Genomic DNA, 15738 nt, shown 5'->3' on the forward strand with positions numbered 1-15738 from the left:
GCCCCGAATCCAGGACCCGGGCCGCTCGACAGGTTGCTCAAGGTGACGCGCATCTACCTGGAGCCGGGCGCGGTGGAGCACGCGCGCGGCCGGGAAGTCCTGGCGCGCTTCCCGGGCGCGGAGCGGGTGGAGGTGCCCTCCCACCAGAACATCCCGGGCCTGTTCGGCAACGCTGGCAACGTGGAGGCGTGGAACCGCATCAAGGGCAGCACGCTGGTGCTGGGCGTGAAGAAGACGATGTCCTTCGTCGCCAACGACCGCAGCTCGGACTTCATCGCCCCCTCCACCGCCAACGGCTGCGTGATGGCGTGCGCGTACTGCTACGTCCCCCGCAACAAGGGCTATGCGAACCCCGTCACGGTGTTCGTGAACATCGACCGCATCTCGGAGGCCCTGCGCAAGCACGCGCACAAGCGGGGGCCCAAGCTGGAGCCCAACAGCGTGGACCCACGCTGCTGGGTCTACGACATCGGCTGCAACAGCGACTGCTCCGCGGACGCGGCCCTGAGCGACAACGTCCGGGACCTGGTGCGGCTGTTCACCACGCTGCCGAACGCCAAGGCCAGCTTCGCCACCAAGCTGGTGAACCGCGAGCTGCTCACCTACGCGCCCCAGGGCAAGACGCGCGTGCGCTTCAGCCTGATGCCCCACGCGCAGGCGAAGCTGCTGGACGTGCGCACGGACCCCATCGCGGAGCGCATCGCCGCCATCGACGACTTCGTGGCCGCCGGCTACGAGGTGCACCTCAACTTCTCCCCCGTCGTCCTCCAGGAAGGCTGGCAGGCCGCGTACGCGGAGCTGTTCCAGCAGGTGGATGACGGCATCGGCGCGAAGGCGAAGGCGCAGCTCGCGTGTGAGATCATCTTCCTCACGCACAACGCGGGCCTGCACGAGGTGAACCTGCGCTGGCACCCGAAGGCGGAGGCGGTGCTCTGGACGCCGGAAATCCAGGAGACGAAGGTGTCCCAGGGCGGCGGCGTCAACGTGCGCTACCGCACCGGGTTCAAGGGGCGCCACGTCGCGGAGTTCAAGGACCTGCTCGCCCGCCACCTGCCGTACTGCCGCGTGCGGTACGCCTTCTAGGCGAAGGCCTCCCGCACGCGGGCCCTCCGGACCGCTGCCTAGATTTCGTGCTGGGTGAACCAGAACACCGCCGTCTGGTGCGACACGGGGAAGTAGACGACGTAGACGTGGTGGTAGTCCTTGGCGCCCGGCGCCACCGGCACGTCCGCGTAGAAGTCCGCCACCTGGGGCACCTCGGTGCCGTTGCCCAGCGCGCCCGGCAGCGCCTGCGCCAACTCCGGGAAGAAGTAATCCAGGCGGCTGGCGAACTGCGCGTACGTCAGGTCCGCCAGGCGCTGGAACTGGGGAGCCTCCTGGGCGTACAGCGCCGGGATGGACGCGAAGGCGCCCTCGGCCACGCGGTCCAGGGACACGGGCGGAGTGCCCGCCACGGAGGGCACGTTGAGCGTCCACAGGGACTCGTCGCACCAGTTCTCACCCGCCTTGCAGCGCGTGTGGCCCGTCGCCCGAGCCGCCTGGAGTGTGCTGCTCAGCGGGAACTGCGTGAGGGGCAGCGGCCCCGCGCCGTAGTAGCGGTAGTAGAAGTCCTTGCACACCGGCCACATCTTGGAGGTGAAGGCCGTCTCGCCGTTCGCGCACCAGGGCTTCGCGCCGGAGGACACCACGCACTGGGACACGTAGGCGTCGTGCGCGTCCTGCGCGTCCGTGCACTGCGGGAGCGCCTGCGCGGGCGTCACATGCTGCACCTCCACCACGCTCTCGTCACACACCTCGATGCGCGTGGCCACGTCCAGGTCACAGGCCGTGAACAGCGACGGCTCCGCGCACGCGCTGTTGAGACAGCCCAGGCCCAGGCGGAACTGCTTGCCCGCGCCCGTGCCGCTGCTCACCACCGCCAGATACTCGCCGCCCTGCGCCAGCGTCAGGCTGGTCACCTTGCTCAGCTGGCCATAGCCCGCGTCGTCGTCCTGCGCGCGCAGCGTCGTGCCGTAACTGCCATTGGCGTCCTTCGGGCCGTAGACGAACAGGCCCGTGTCCAGGCCCATGCTGCTGCCCAGGTGCGTCACCTCCAGGCGCACCTGCGCGCCGGCGGCCACCCTGAAGTTGAAGGACAGGTACTGCGGGTTGGTGGTGAAGCGCGTCTGCACGCCGTCATTGAGCCCCACCGGACCCAGGAACGCCGTGCTGTCCACGATGTTGCCGCTGGGCGGCGCGGGCGGCGGGTACAGCACCGCCTGGGTGCTCTCGCCCACCTGCGGCGACTCCACCGGCTCCACGGGCTCCACCGACGGACCACACGCGGCGAGCAGCAGCGACGGCACGAACCACAAGGACATCCGGTTCCACGCGTGACGCATGACGCACTTCCTTGGCTTGGGGGAAGACAGCTCAGGGTACGGCGAGAGCCTGGAACCATGCCGCATACGGCGTGTTGCGCACGAGGTGCCGGTTGAAGTCCGGGGCCCCGTCGGTCCACCACGGCGGGCCGCGCTCGCCCAGGCCCACCTTGGCGCGGTGGACGCGGGCGCGGGCGTGGCGCTCGGCGGCGGCATCCTTCGCGCGCTTCGCCCGGCCCACGTCCGCGCGGGCCCGCATCAGCGCGGCCACCAGCAACTCCCGCTGCCGGGGGCCGAGCGCCGGGTTGGAGCGACGCCACAGCCGCCCTTCCACCACCAGGTAGCGCCCATCCGGGGTGGTGGGGGGCGGCGCGGACGTCACGGCACCGCGGGGTAGAGGAAGCGCAGGATGTCGCCGAAGCGCTCGGACCAGGACGCCTCGTTGTGCTTGCCGCCCTCCACCACGGTGTACTTGAGGTCGACGTCGGGCACCCAGCCCCTGGCCACCAGCGCGTCGCGCAGGGCCTTGGCATCCGCCACCGTCTCCGCCTGGCTGCCGGAGCCCTCGTTGGTGCCGATGTCCTCCCAGATGCGCAGCGCGGGCTTCGCGGTCAACGCCTCCACCGTCTTCACGATGTCCCGGTCCGCCCACCACACCGACGGCGACACCACGCCCAGGCGGCCGAAGACCTCCGGGTGCTTCAGGCCCAGTGACAGGGACACCAGCCCGCCCAGCGACGAGCCCGCGAGCCCGGTGGACTCCGGTCCCGGCTTCGTCCGGAACTCCGTGTCGATGCGCGGCTTCAGGTCGTTGATGAGGAACTGGCCGTAGACGTCCGCGCGGCCCGCGTTCGGGTACTCGGGCGGGAAGGGCACCGGCGTGTACTCCGCGATGCGGTCGGCGGTGTTGTAGACGCCCACGATGATGAGCGGCTCCACCTGCCCGTTCGTCACCAGCGCCTGCGCCGTCTCGTCCACCTTCCACTCCCCGGCGAACGAGGTGACGACGTCCATCAGGTTCTGGCCGTCGTGCATGTACAGCACCGGGTAGCGGCGCTGCGTGTCCGCGTCGTAGCCGGGCGGCAGCCAGACGATGACGTCGCGCGGCTTGAGCGTCGTGTCGGTGGGCGTCACGTTGCGCAGGAAGCGCACGTCACCGGTGAGCGTCGGGGTCGGCGGGGGCAGCAGGTCCGCCCAGCCCTCCACCACCAGGGACACGCGCTCGAAGCCGCCGCCGGTCTTGAAGGTGTGGTTGCTCACCTCCGCGCCCGTGGCGGTCTTCTCCACCTTCTCCCACGAGCCGCGCGTCACCTTGAACTCCAGATCCGTTCCTCCCGCGAAGGTCACGACGCCAGCGTAGGCATTGTCCACGGCCGGGGTGAGTGCCACCTGCGCGCCGTTCCAGGTCCCCAGCTCCGGCTGGTTGCCGGTCAGATACACCGTGTCCCCCCGCGGCGTGACGTCCGGTACGCGGACGATGAACACCGTCCGGGCCCCCATCTCCCCGGAGGCGGGGCCGAAGCGCTCCACCTCGAGGGTGACGCGCTCCTCGTTCTCGTGCACGGTGATGGAGCGGTCCGCCTCCGGGGCTCCCGCCGCGTCCAGCGCCACCCGCGCGGACGGCGCCGTCATCCGCACCGCGTAGGTGAAGGCGGTGTTCTTGGGCAGGCGGGCCTTGAGGCTGAAGACGCGGCCGCCCTGGTAGACCAGCTCCAGGCCGGGCCCGTCCGGGCCGCCAAAGGTGGCGCTGGGGCCGGTGAGGAAGAGGGCTGCGTCGGCGGGCGTCTCCGGCGGCACCGTCAGGTCGAACTGCACGTCGGAGAAGAGCTGTTCGACGGGCGGCGGCGGGTCGGAGTGACAACCCCAGAGGGTCGCCAGGGCCAGGACGAGCAGCAGGGCGGGCCGAGAGGGCCGGGATGAAGACATGAAGGGTGTGCCTCCGGGGGGCGCAAGCAGGGCCCCACGCGAAGGCGCACCGTAACAGCGTCCTCCGACAGCGTCAGCGCACCCCCGGTGAAGGGACGCAAGGTCCCGGAGGACGTGCCACTTGGCAGTGGGTGGACAGTGCCTACCTTGCGTCCCGCACAGGGGACCCCGGAACGCATACTCCGGGGTCCCCTCACGAGAAGGAGTCGCACCGCATGAAGAAGCTGACGCTGCTGGCCGTGACGCTGGGCTCCCTGGTCGCCGGTGTGGGTTGCCACCGCAACACCCGCGAGGCCGCGAAGGACGACGTCGAGGAGGCCGGCGACAAGACGGAGAACGCCGCCGAGAAGGCCGCCGACAAGACGGAAGACGCCGTGGAGAGCGCCGGCGACAAGATCGAGGACGCGACCGACAAGTAGGCCGTCACGAGCGGAGGCCCGTGGGTCCGGCGTCACTTGCCGGAGGCGGGCCGGGCCGCGTTGACGTGGACACCCTGGACGCCGGACACCCTCGCGGTGCCGGCCTCCAGGGTGTTGTCGTTTCGTAAGCGTTCACGGGGGGGGCTTGCCCGAGGGGCTTGCCTGTGAGGTCGTGGACTGTGCGCCGGCCCGGACTCGACCTGAGCAAGGGGCATGAGCAGGCTTGGGAGGTGGCGACGCTCGACCCGAAAGATGCGCGCATCGCATGGAGCGCATCGCGGAGCAGGACGTCCGCATCGCGGAGAAGGCACACCCTCCGAGCCAGCGGATGACAATGAAAGCAGATCAGTCCCACCCGCTTCCACGCCCACTTGAGGGGTCGCCGCAGCTCTGTTAGCTGTTGCTCCCAGCGCCCAAGCCAGAGAATTGGGGGCGTGGCTGGGCTGAAAGGGGTACTCGCCAGATGCCGGAGCTGGGCGAAGGTGTACTTGCTGCGCTCAACCACCATTCTGAGCACTCGGAGGATACGTGCGCTTTCTGCACGGCCTCCAAGGAGCCGACGGAGGAGAACAACGTCCTCACCGACAGCTTCGACGAGGACGCCAACGAACTGCCAGGCCTCGACATGGAGGGCATGGCCTTTCGCAACTGTGCCGGCAAGCTCGGCGCAGCGCTCGTCTCGGCTGGGCTGTCGCAGCTTGAGGGGAAGGTGCAACTCGATGGCATCGAGGGCGAGTTGCCGGTGCAGAGCGCTGCGCACCACCTCATCCCCGGCAATGCGGCCTTGAAGAGGAGCAAGCTCATGCCATACCTCCATTCGGAGGGAATGGCTGTGGGCAACATCGGGTACGACGTCAACGGCGAGGAGAATGGGGCCTGGCTGGCAGGTAACTACGCGCTGCGCGGACAAAGCGGGCTGGCGAAGTGGGGGCCCGGAGGAGCCGGGTTCCTCGCGATGTATGGCAAGGACCCGAAAGAGTATGCCTTCGCCGCAATCGAGGCGCTCCGCTGTCAGTTCCACGATGCCCACGAGGATTACAGTGACTTCGTCCTCAATGAGCTGAACCTTCTCGCGAAGAAGCTTGAGAAGACGCAGAGCCTCTGGTGCCCGGAGGCACAGCAGAAGCCAGACGAGGACCCGAAGAAGCGGCAGATGAAGATGCTCGTGCTGCGCCTCAATACCCTTTCTCGCCGCCTCAAGCGCTTCGTCACCCACCCAGGCCCCGCGTGGCGGGAGAACCTCGTCACCTCTCGCTTCTCGCTCGCGTACATCCGCGAGCGCACTCTCAGGCCCAGGAATTCCTAGCCATGTACTACGTCCTTGGCCGCCTCTATTCAGCCAACCCGGCCCGCATCGACGACAAAAGCAGCTACGATGACCAGGGAATCTGGTGGGACGATGGGCAGGTCTTCACCAGGCCCATCAAGACGCCCATCGAGGTGAGGCTGAAGCCCTACGAGTCGAGCAACCCGGACATGAGCCCAGCCATGCCCTCCCTCTTCAAGGGCATCGTGCCACTCTACAGTGACGCCCTGCTTGTAGCGCTCAGGTCGGCCGGCGTTGACAATCTGGATACGTACGCAGTGCGCATCCACGATCCGGATACGGGCAAATGGCATACCAATTACAAGGCTGTGAACGTGATTGGCATGGTTTCGGCAGCCGACATGGCGAAGTCGGTGGCGACGGTGCATGACGGCATCCCGCTCATTGACGTCTCCTTCGACCGGCTCGTCATCGACCCGAAGAAGACGCATGGCTTCCTGATGTTCCGACTGGCGGAGAACAACTCCGCCGTCATCGTTCATGAGCGGGTAAAGCAGGCGGTCATCGCCGCGGGCATTCACGACCTGGAGTTCTTCAAGCCCGAGAACATTGCACTGTAGAGCGACTTGGGTCTGCCCCACTTCCGTGGTCCCCCGCACTTCATGTGATTCACGAGACGGTGGTGGCCGGGCCAACAACGCCCCCAGCAAGTGATTGAAGCCGCGGCCCGCCAGGACCTCGAAGTTCCTGGCGGGCGACGGTCCGTGCTTCAGCGGGGTGCTACGGATTGACGACGAGGCCCCACTGCAGGAAGAAGCTCTTGATGGTCTGCTGCAGGCTGGTGGTCTGCGGGGTGCCCTGCGACGTGCCGTAGTTCCAGACGCCGACGTGCGTGGTGGGGACGTACGGGCAGGCCGCCTTGGCGTGGATCATGATGGCGTAGCCGTTCGACACGGACGCGCTCGACCCATAGAGCGTCGAGGGCTTCTTCGACTGCACATAGCCCGTCGTGTTGACGCGGCCGGTGCTGCCCACGTTGGACATCACGGCGCTGTTCCAGGTCTGGTCGAAGGCGCCGCCCTGGGTCGCGGAGAGGTTGAGCAGGATGGTGCTGTCGCGGCGGTAGGTGGACTGCTCCGTCGCGGTGGCGGTGCTGTAGGGGGCCTCGTAGGTGGAGAACGTCCGGCCGCTGATGCGCCCGCGGTGGTCGAAGCGGACCTGGCAATTCGAGATGCAGGGCCGGTAGATGGGGAAGGGGAAGGGCAGGGGCTTCACGACGCCGCCGGGCGTGAACACCGGCACGCTGCGGGTGAAGATGTAGCTCCACCGCTTGCAGCTCAGCTGGAGCCTCGACTCGCTGTAGCCCGTCACCGAAGCGGTGATGCCCGTCGCGTTCAGGCCAATGGCGGTCAGCCAGTGCTTCGCGCCCGCCCCGTTCCACCCCGACAGGACGCCCGCGGCGCTGGAGCTGTTGATGCCATAGCCAAGGCCGCTCGGGCTCCGGGTGTGCACGGCCTGCCACACGCAGGTGCAGGGCCCCATGAGGGGCGGAATCTGGGCCAACTGGTGGGCATAGACCAGGGCCTCACCGCGCAGGACGGGGAAGTCCTTGGACACCTGCTCCACCAGGTCCACATCCTGGGTGCCGTACTTCGCTTCCACCGCGGTGAGGGCCGCGTCCAGCTCACTGCTCAGGTGCACGGTGTCAGGGGTGGACGCCAGGCCCGGGGCCACGACGAACCCGCACGTCTCGCCCGTCGAACAGTCCAGGTTGACGTCATAGGGCTGGGTGACCAGCGACTGGCCCTGCTCATCCGCCAGGACCAGCGTCTGGGCCCAACCCGTCGTCCAGGGCTCCTGCAGCGCGCCGAACAGCTTCACCACCGACACCGTGCCGGCCTTCGGCACCACCCGCGTCTGGGCCGTGGCGCTCTCCTTGCCGTCATAGGAGGTAAGCAGCGCGTACGAGGGCAGGCCCGTGCCCTGGGCCGACCACTGGATGCGCGCCGTCAGCGTGCCGTCCTCCATGGCCAGGTCCACGAGGGTGGCGGCCGGTTCCGCCTCCTGGGCCCGCGCCGACGTGGACAGCATCAGCCCGCCCAGCGCGAGCGAGGACAGGGTCAGCGAACGCAACCAGGACGGCACGAGGCCAAGAAGGCCTCGCGTGGAATGATGGAGCATGGGTGTATTTCCTTTCGGGGGAGGAAATGCGCCCGGCAGGGATTGCCGGAACGCGAATCCCTGACAAAGCAGATTTTGTGCCACGGATTGGGATGTCTGGCCTTGGGGGGAATGGCTGACTTCAGGCCTGGGATGTATCCCTTTGCGTCACAGAAGCCGGCGGAGCTGTAGCGGTGGACGCTACTCAGGGGAAGCCGCCGCGCTGTGTTAGGAAGACGGGGTGATTTCCACCCTTCCCGCAACGCGTGAGGAGGCGCCGCCCGCGAGTCAGGCAGGTGTCGCGCGGCTCGCCTTCGAGCGCTCCGGCCCCCGCACCGTGGTGCGCACCGCGCTGGCGCACAGTCCCTTGAGGCTGCTCACCCCGCGCAACCATGGCCATGCGGCCTGGGCCTACACGAGCTCGTTCGGCGGCGGGCTGGTGGACGGTGACCACCTGCGCCTGGACGTGGACCTGGCGCAAGGGGCCACGGCGCTCATCGCGACGCAGGGCTCCAACCGCGTCTACCGCTCACCTCACGGTTGCCAGAGCGACCTGCGCGCGCGCGTGGGCCCGGAGGCGCTGCTCGCGTGGGTGCCGGACCCCACCGTCTGTTTTGCCGGCGCCCGCTATTCCCAGACATTGGATGTGGCGCTCGCGGCGGGAGCATCCCTGGTGCTCGCGGACGTGGTGACGGCCGGCCGCAGCGCCCGGGGCGAGCGGTGGGCCTTCCTGCGCTACGCCTCCCGCCTGCGCCTCGCGCGGGAGGGGCGCACCGTCCTGGACGAGCGCCAGGTGCTGGACGCCGACCACGGCGCGCTGCCGGAGCGGCTGGGCCGCTTCGACGCGCTGGCCACGGTGCTGCTGGTGGGGCCCGCGCTGGCCTCCGCGCGGGAGGCCCTGGCGGCGCGCGTGGCGGCGCTGCCGGTGAAGCCACGCGCCGGGCAGGTCGTCTCCGCGAGCCCGCTGGGTGACGACGGGCTGCTGGTGCGCGCGGCGGCCGTCTCCCTGGAGACGCTGCTCGCCACCACGCGCGACTGGCTGTCGTTCCTGCCCGGCCTGCTGGGCGACGACCCGTGGGCGCGACGGGTGTGAGTCAGCCGTAGCGGGTGACGTCGAACGCGCTGTAGTTCGGATACAGCCGCTCGATGTGTTCCGCCGTCAGGTTGACCAGGTCCTTGTGGCTGTTCGTCTGCCATTCGGCGGTGTTGGCATCCATCAGGCGGCTCTTGCCGTCCGTCTTGTGCAGGCCGATGACGTGGCCCTCGGCGGAGTCGCCGTCCTTGCGCAGGCCCACCCGGTAGTGACCGTCCTGCTGGGTGGCCGCGTGGAGCTTGTGCGGGAAGTCGGACTGGATGGGTTCGTAGTCCTGCACGTGCACGCCGTCGTTGCCCCCGCCCCGCTCCTTGCGGAAGGCGTGGGTGTGCTTCTCCAGCTCCGCCTGCTTCGCGGCGACGGACGCCGACTCCTCCTTGACCTCGGCCATGCCCTGCTTGAGGTCCTGGGTCAGCTCCGCGCGCTGCTGCTTCAGGGCCTGCCGCTCCTTCGGTGACAGGTCCGGGTCCGTGAGCTTCTCCGTCAGCCCGTTGCGCTGGGCCTGCGTCTCCCGGAGCTTCTCCAGCTTGCTGTCGATGCCCGCGAGCTTGGACAGGTTCGCGTTGTTCTGGTGCTTGATGGCGTCGCCCTGGAGCGACTCGGCGTGCTGCTTGTCGATGAAGGAGCCGAAGTGGTTGTCATTGAGCTTGCCGAACGCCTGCGAGCCCTTCTTCGGATCTCCGCCCGCCTCGATGCCGGTGCGGATCCACTCGGACGTCATCGCGCTGCACACGCCCGCGTCCGTGCCGGAGGGCAGGCCCGGCTTCTTCAGCATCGGGTGGCCGCCCTGGTCCGTGAAGCGCAGGATCTCCGAGCCCGGCACCTCCGCCTTCATCTCCTCCGCCACCTTCTGGATTTCAGGGCGCACCGTCGCGGGCCTGCCCTTGCCCGGGGTGCGGCCCATCGCCAGGTCCTGCACCTCGCTCTCGGAGAGCTTCGGCGCCTGCACCTGCGGCCCCTGGAGGTCGTGCGCGTTGATGTTCGGGCGCGACGACGAGGAGGACGCCTCCGCGTTCGCGCCAGGCTTCTTGAACGAGTCACCCTGCGGCGTCTTGTCCGGCCCCGTCGTCTTCGCGGGCGCCGTCGGCTTCGACACCGGCTGGCTGCCCGTGGAGGTCTTCCCCTGGGCCAGCGTGTTGTCCAGCTTCGGAGGGGCGGCGGGCGCCTTGGGCGTCTTGGGGAAGCTCGGCTTGAAGCTGCTCTTCATAGGAGACCTGGGGGGAGGGGACCGGAAGACGGAGGGGACCGGAAGACACTGGCCGGCCGCCCATCCTGGCCCAGGGTGACGCGTCGCGCTAGGGTCGGGCCCCATTGACGCACCGATGCACCGCACCCCGGTTGAAATGAGGGAGTTGGGCCCATGCACCTGTCCCCCCGTGACGTGGACAAGCTGCTGCTGCATCAGGCGGGCGTCGTGGCCCAGAAGCGTCTGGCGCGGGGCCTGCGGCTCAACTACCCGGAGGCGGTGGCGCTCATCGCCACCCAGTTGCTGGAGTTCATCCGTGACGGCCGGAGCGTGGCGGAGCTGATGGACCTGGGCCGCCGGTTCCTGGGGCGCGCGCAGGTGATGGACGGCGTGCCGGAGATGGTGGCGGAGGTGCAGGTGGAGGGCACCTTCCCGGACGGCACCAAGCTCGTCACCGTGCACCACCCGGTGGTGGCGGAGCACGGGGACCTGACGCTGGCGCTCTACGGCAGCTTCCTGCCGGTGCCGTCCCTGGACCGCTTCACCGTGCCGCCCGCGTCGCCGGAAGGGTTTCCGGGGCAGGTGCGCGCGGAGGCCGGGACGCTGGAGCTCAACGCGGGCCGCACGGCCATCACCCTGCGCGTCACGCACCGGGGCGACCGGCCCGTCCAGGTGGGCAGCCACTACCCGTTCGCGGAGACGAACCGCGCGCTGGTGTTCGACCGGGGCCGCGCCTACGGCCACCGGCTGGACATCCCCGCGGGCACGGCGGTGCGCTTCGAGCCGGGCGAGGTGAAGACCGTGCCGCTGGTCCCCATCGCGGGCGAGCAGGTGGTGCGCGGCGGCAACGCGCTGGGCAGCGGCAAGGTGTCCGACGAAGGGCGTGAGCGATTGCTCCAGGCCGTGCGCGCGCAGGGCTTCGGTCACGAGGAAGAGAAGCCGAACGAGAACCCGGAGGAGCGCTCATGAGCCGCGGAATGGATCGCCGCCACTACGCGGACATGTTCGGCCCCACCACGGGGGACCGGGTGCGGCTGGGAGACACGGGCCTCTGGGCCCAGGTGGAGCGCGACGCCACCGTCTACGGCGACGAGTGCAAGTTCGGCGGCGGCAAGGTGCTGCGCGAAGGCATGGGCCAGCGCGCGGGCGCGGGGGACGCGGCCGCGCTCGACTGCGTCATCACCAACGCGCTCATCCTGGACTGGACGGGCATCTACAAGGCGGACGTGGGCCTCAAGGCGGGGCGCATCAGTGGCATCGGCAAGGCGGGCAACCCGGACGTCATGGCGGGCGTCACGCCGGGCATGGTGGTGGGCGTCACCACGGAGGTCATCGCGGGCGAGGGGCTCATCCTCACCGCGGGCGGCCTGGACACGCACATCCACTTCATCTGCCCGCAGCAGGCGGATGAAGCCATCGCCAGCGGCATCACCACGTGGGTGGGCGGCGGCACGGGCCCCGCCACCGGCACGAACGCCACCACCTGCACGCCGGGCGCGTGGAACCTCCAGCGGATGCTGGAGGCCACGGACACGCTGCCCCTCAACATCGGGCTCACCGGCAAGGGCAACACGTCGCTGCCGGACGGCCTGTTGGACCAGGTGCGCGCGGGCGCGATCGGCCTCAAGCTGCACGAGGACTGGGGCACCACGCCCGCCGCCATCGACACCTGCCTCACGCTGGCGGACGGCGAGGACGTGCAGGTCACCATCCACACCGACACGCTCAACGAGTCCGGCTACGTGGATGACTCGCTGGCCGCGTTCAAGGGCCGCACCATCCACACGTACCACTCGGAGGGCGCGGGTGGCGGCCACGCCCCGGACATCATCCGCGTGTGCGGCGCGCCCAACGTGCTGCCCAGCTCCACCAACCCCACGCGGCCGTACACGGTGAACACGCTGGACGAGCACCTGGACATGCTCATGGTGTGTCACCACCTGGACCGCGAGATTCCGGAGGACGTGGCCTTCGCGGAGAGCCGCATCCGGGGCGAGACGATTGCCGCGGAGGACATCCTCCACGACCTGGGCGCCATCAGCATGATGGCCTCCGACAGCCAGGCCATGGGGCGCGTGGGCGAGGTCATCACCCGCACGTGGCAGACGGCGCACAAGATGCGCGAGCAGCGCGGGCGCCTGTCCGGCGAGCAGGGCGACAACGACAACCTGCGCATCCGCCGCTACGTGGCGAAGTACACCATCAACCCCGCCATCGCCCACGGGCTGTCGCACGAGGTGGGCTCGGTGGAGGTGGGGAAGCTGGCGGACCTGGTGCTGTGGAAGCCCGCCTTCTTCGGCGCGCGGCCGGAGCTGGTGCTCAAGGGCGGCTTCATCGCGTGGGCGCAGATGGGGGACGCGAACGCGTCCATCCCCACGCCGCAGCCGTACCTGATGCGCCCCATGTTCGGCGCGCGCGGCCGGGCCCGGGGCTCCACGAGTATCGCGTTCGTGTCCGGGCGCGCGCTGGCGGAGGGCACCGTGCGGGGGCTGGGGCTCACCAAGCGGCTGTCCGCGGTGGTGGGCTGCCGCAAGCTGGGCAAGAAGGACATGCGGCTCAACGACGCGCTGCCCGTCATCACCGTGGACCCGGAGACGTACGAGGTGCGCGCGGACGGGGAGCTCCTGCGCTGCGAGCCCGCCACCTGGCTGCCCCTGGCCCAGCGCTACTCGCTGTTCTGAAGTTCTGGAGAAGCACTGCGATGGGCTCCGGCTGGAGGGTGTTGCAGTTGGCGGACTCGGGGTTTCCCACCGGCGGCTTCGCGCACTCGGGCGGGCTGGAGGCCGCGGTGCAGCAGGGCGAGGTGCGCGGCGGGGCCGACGTGCGGCGCTTCGTGGAGGCGCTGCTGTGGCAGGCGGGGCTGGGCGGACTGCCGCTGGTGAATGACGCGTGGAAGGCGCCCGGCGCGCTGCCGGCGCTGGACGCGCGCGCGGACGTGTTCCTGTCCAATCACGTCGCCCACCGGGCGAGCCGCACGCAGGGCCGGGCCTTCCTGGACACCTGCGCGCGCATCTTCCCGGACGCGGTGGGACCGGTGCGCGACAGGGCCCGCGCGGCCGGGGTGAGGTTCCACCACGCGCCCGTGTTCGGCGCGGTGCTGTGCGCGCTGGAGGTGGACCTGGAGGACGCGCAGCGGCTCTTCCTGTCGCTCACGCTCCGGGGCGCGCTGTCCGCCGGGGTGCGCATGGGCGTCATCGGCACGCACGAATCGCATCAGCTCCAGCACGCGGCCACGCCGCTGTTGGACACGGTGCTCGGACGCTGCAAGGCCCTGGGCGTGGAGGACCTGGCGCAGCCCGCGCCGCTGTGGGACCTCTTGGGCGCCACGCATGACCGGCTGTACTCGAGGCTGTTCCTGTCCTGAAGGGACGAAGGGGAAGCGACATGCACGACGACGACCACCGCGGCCATGGGCAGGACGGGCACGACCACACGCACGAGGAGCTGGACCACCCCGGCCACTTCGACGCGCGCGACAAGCCGCACCGGCGCGACTACGCGCAGCGGGCCTTCACGATTGGCATTGGCGGCCCGGTGGGCAGCGGCAAGACGGCGCTGGTGCTGGCGCTGTGCAAGAAGCTGCGCGACCAGTACCGGCTGGGCGTGGTGACCAATGACATCTTCACCAAGGAGGACGCGGAGTTCCTCGTGCGCAACCAGGCCCTCTCCCCCGAGCGCATCCGGGCGGTGGAGACGGGGGGCTGCCCGCACGCGGCCATCCGCGAGGACATCAGCCACAACCTGCTCGCCCTGGAGCAGCTCATGGAGGAGCTGCACCCGGAGCTGCTCATCGTGGAGAGCGGCGGTGACAACCTGGCCGCGCAGTACAGCCGGGAGCTCGCGGACTACACCGTGTATGTCATCGACGTCGCGGGCGGGGACAAGGTGCCGCGCAAGGGTGGGCCGGGTATCACGCAGTCTGACCTTTTGATCATCAACAAGACGGACCTCGCACCGCATGTGGGGGCGGACCTGGGCGTGATGGAGCGCGACGCCCGGAAGATGCGCGGCGAGGGGCCCTTCGTCTTCACCCAGGTGACACGGGATGTGGGGGTGGATGCGGTGGTGGGCCACCTGCTCGATGCCTGGCGGCGAAGATAGGCAGCGGACGAACGGTCCTTTCGCAAGGCCGTGGGTCCCGACACCGGAGGCCAGGTGTGAGAGGGTCCCGGCCGTGGAAATCCTGGAGCGGGCACGCGTTGAATGGTTCGCGGCGGCGGTAGGCCTCGTGGTGGGCACCTCGATGGTGTTCGTCCCCTACGAGTTTGGGTCCTCCCTGTTTCAATACATCTACCCGCACATCCGCCTGCTGGGCAGCCTGTTCCTGGTGGGCGCGGCGATGACGCTCGTCGCGCTCATGTACCCGGCCTGGCCCGCCTTCGTGGGGTGGGTGGGGCGTGCGTTCCTGCTGGTGGCGTTCGCGATCTACTGGTGGGTGGTCAGTGTCCTGCCCGTCAGCCCCACGGGCACCATCCTCTACCTGTTCCTGATGGTCCTCTTCGTCATGGAGCGGCGCACCCTGCGCCGGGGGCAGGGCCTGCTGCTGGTGTTCATCTCCAGCGTGACGGTGTGCTTCGGGGGGCTGATGGCCTGGGCGCCCCAGGACTTCCAGCGCTTCGCCATGGCGCCGCTGGGCCCCTACCTGCGCCTGGTGGGCATCCTGTTCTTCATGACGGGGGCGCTGCTGGTCGTGGGGCTGTGGCGCAAGCATCCGCTCTTCTGCCGCCTGGCGCTGGGCGTCCAGGGCCTCCTGTTCCTGAACATGGCGTTCGCGGTGGCGGCGCGGGCCGCTTGGGCGGGGATGGGCCTGTACTCCGTGCTGAGCCTGGCGTGCGGGCTGCTCGCGACGGTGCGCCGGTGGCCGACGCTCTCGGGGGTGCGCTGGCGGCTCTTTCGCGGCATGGCGCTGGCGTCGGTGCTGCCCATCGTGGGCGTGGGCGCGGTGGCGTCGTACCTCGCGCAGAAGGCCCTCGAGGTGGAGCTGCGCGCCAAGGCGCAACAGGCGGTGGCGTCGGAGACGGCGTGGCTGGAGCAGACGGCCCTCATCGCGAGCTCGCTGTTGCGCGTGCAGGGCCAGGACCCGGGCTTCATCGCGCTGGTGCGCGAGGGCAACCGCGAGGGCATGCAGGCGCGGGTGGCGCTGCTGGAGAACGAATCCGGGCTGTTCGACGCGGCGTGGCTGCTGGACGACGTCGGGGACACGCTGGTGTTCTCCGGACGGAGCGTCCGGGCGAAGGCCAACTTCGCGCACCGGGCCTACTTCCAGGACGCGCTGAAGGGCGGCGCCCAGGTGCTGCTGTCGCGGCCCTTCCTCGGCTTCCTGGGGC

Annotated in this window: 15 protein-coding genes; 10 read left to right on the forward strand and 5 right to left on the reverse strand. The window is 69.6% G+C overall.

The window, feature by feature from the left end:
* A partial coding sequence (locus D7V93_RS19540; RefSeq protein ID WP_208723072.1) for a spore photoproduct lyase family protein occupies nt 1–1083 on the forward strand: 1083 nt, incomplete at its 5' end.
* 38 nt (nt 1084–1121) lie between these two features.
* Here the strand turns inward: D7V93_RS19540 and D7V93_RS19545 are convergent.
* Genes D7V93_RS19545 through D7V93_RS19555 form a run of 3 tightly spaced genes read right to left on the reverse strand, consistent with a single transcriptional unit; the run spans nt 1122 to nt 4286 of the window.
* Complete coding sequence (locus tag D7V93_RS19545) at nt 1122–2381, reverse strand: hypothetical protein (RefSeq protein ID WP_120644862.1); 1260 nt, start codon at nt 2379–2381, stop codon at nt 1122–1124.
* A gap of 31 nt (nt 2382–2412) precedes the next feature.
* A complete protein-coding gene (locus D7V93_RS19550; RefSeq protein WP_120644863.1) occupies nt 2413–2742 on the reverse strand; it encodes a hypothetical protein in 330 nt (109 codons plus the stop codon).
* On the reverse strand, nt 2739–4286 hold the full coding sequence (locus D7V93_RS19555; protein ID WP_120644864.1) for an alpha/beta hydrolase-fold protein: 1548 nt from the start codon (nt 4284–4286) through the stop codon (nt 2739–2741). Before D7V93_RS19555 ends, D7V93_RS19550 begins: the two co-directional genes overlap by 4 nt.
* Nucleotides 4287–4501: 215 nt before the next feature.
* Between D7V93_RS19555 and D7V93_RS19560 the strand changes: the two genes are divergently transcribed.
* The 3 genes from D7V93_RS19560 to D7V93_RS19570 all read left to right on the forward strand — a co-directional run bounded on the left by D7V93_RS19560 (nt 4502) and on the right by D7V93_RS19570 (nt 6592).
* Nucleotides 4502–4705, forward strand: coding sequence for a YtxH domain-containing protein (locus D7V93_RS19560; RefSeq protein WP_120624772.1), 204 nt, complete (start codon nt 4502–4504; stop codon nt 4703–4705).
* 463 nt (nt 4706–5168) lie between these two features.
* Nucleotides 5169–6011 carry an AHH domain-containing protein gene (locus D7V93_RS19565; protein ID WP_120644865.1) on the forward strand — a complete coding sequence of 281 codons (843 nt, stop codon included), beginning with the start codon at nt 5169–5171 and terminating at the stop codon, nt 6009–6011.
* A gap of 2 nt (nt 6012–6013) precedes the next feature.
* Nucleotides 6014–6592 carry an imm11 family protein gene (locus D7V93_RS19570; RefSeq protein WP_120644866.1) on the forward strand — a complete coding sequence of 193 codons (579 nt, stop codon included), beginning with the start codon at nt 6014–6016 and terminating at the stop codon, nt 6590–6592.
* A 160-nt stretch (nt 6593–6752) separates the two neighbouring features.
* Here the strand turns inward: D7V93_RS19570 and D7V93_RS19575 are convergent, their stop codons facing one another.
* Nucleotides 6753–8153: a hypothetical protein gene (locus D7V93_RS19575; RefSeq protein ID WP_120644867.1), complete on the reverse strand. Its 1401-nt coding sequence runs from the start codon at nt 8151–8153 to the stop codon at nt 6753–6755.
* 220 nt (nt 8154–8373) lie between these two features.
* Between D7V93_RS19575 and D7V93_RS19580 the strand changes: the two genes are divergently transcribed.
* Complete coding sequence (locus tag D7V93_RS19580; RefSeq protein ID WP_341870945.1) at nt 8374–9225, forward strand: urease accessory protein UreD; 852 nt, start codon at nt 8374–8376, stop codon at nt 9223–9225.
* A 1-nt stretch (nt 9226) separates the two neighbouring features.
* Here D7V93_RS19580 and D7V93_RS19585 read toward each other — a convergent pair whose 3' ends face one another.
* Nucleotides 9227–10432, reverse strand: a complete 1206-nt coding sequence (locus D7V93_RS19585) for a hypothetical protein (protein WP_120644868.1) — start codon at nt 10430–10432, stop codon at nt 9227–9229.
* A gap of 153 nt (nt 10433–10585) precedes the next feature.
* On the opposite strand from D7V93_RS19585, the gene ureA reads away from it, so the two are divergent.
* The 5 genes from ureA to D7V93_RS19610 all read left to right on the forward strand — a co-directional run.
* The gene (gene ureA, locus D7V93_RS19590) at nt 10586–11380 is read left to right on the forward strand and encodes an urease subunit gamma (RefSeq protein ID WP_120644869.1); all 795 of its coding nucleotides are present in this window, start codon (nt 10586–10588) and stop codon (nt 11378–11380) included.
* On the forward strand, nt 11377–13092 hold the full coding sequence (gene ureC, locus D7V93_RS19595; RefSeq protein WP_120644870.1) for an urease subunit alpha: 1716 nt from the start codon (nt 11377–11379) through the stop codon (nt 13090–13092). Before ureA ends, ureC begins: the two co-directional genes overlap by 4 nt.
* 20 nt (nt 13093–13112) lie before the next feature.
* Nucleotides 13113–13775 carry an urease accessory protein UreF gene (locus D7V93_RS19600; RefSeq protein ID WP_120644871.1) on the forward strand — a complete coding sequence of 221 codons (663 nt, stop codon included), beginning with the start codon at nt 13113–13115 and terminating at the stop codon, nt 13773–13775.
* Nucleotides 13776–13795: 20 nt separating this feature from the next.
* A complete protein-coding gene (gene ureG / locus D7V93_RS19605; RefSeq protein ID WP_120644872.1) occupies nt 13796–14512 on the forward strand; it encodes an urease accessory protein UreG in 717 nt (238 codons plus the stop codon).
* 73 nt (nt 14513–14585) lie between these two features.
* Nucleotides 14586–15738 (forward strand): PDC sensor domain-containing protein (locus D7V93_RS19610; protein ID WP_504739574.1); only part of this gene is annotated, 1153 nt, incomplete at its 3' end.

This window comes from Corallococcus llansteffanensis (assembly GCF_003612055.1).
Taxonomy (GTDB): Bacteria; Myxococcota; Myxococcia; order Myxococcales; family Myxococcaceae; genus Corallococcus; species Corallococcus llansteffanensis.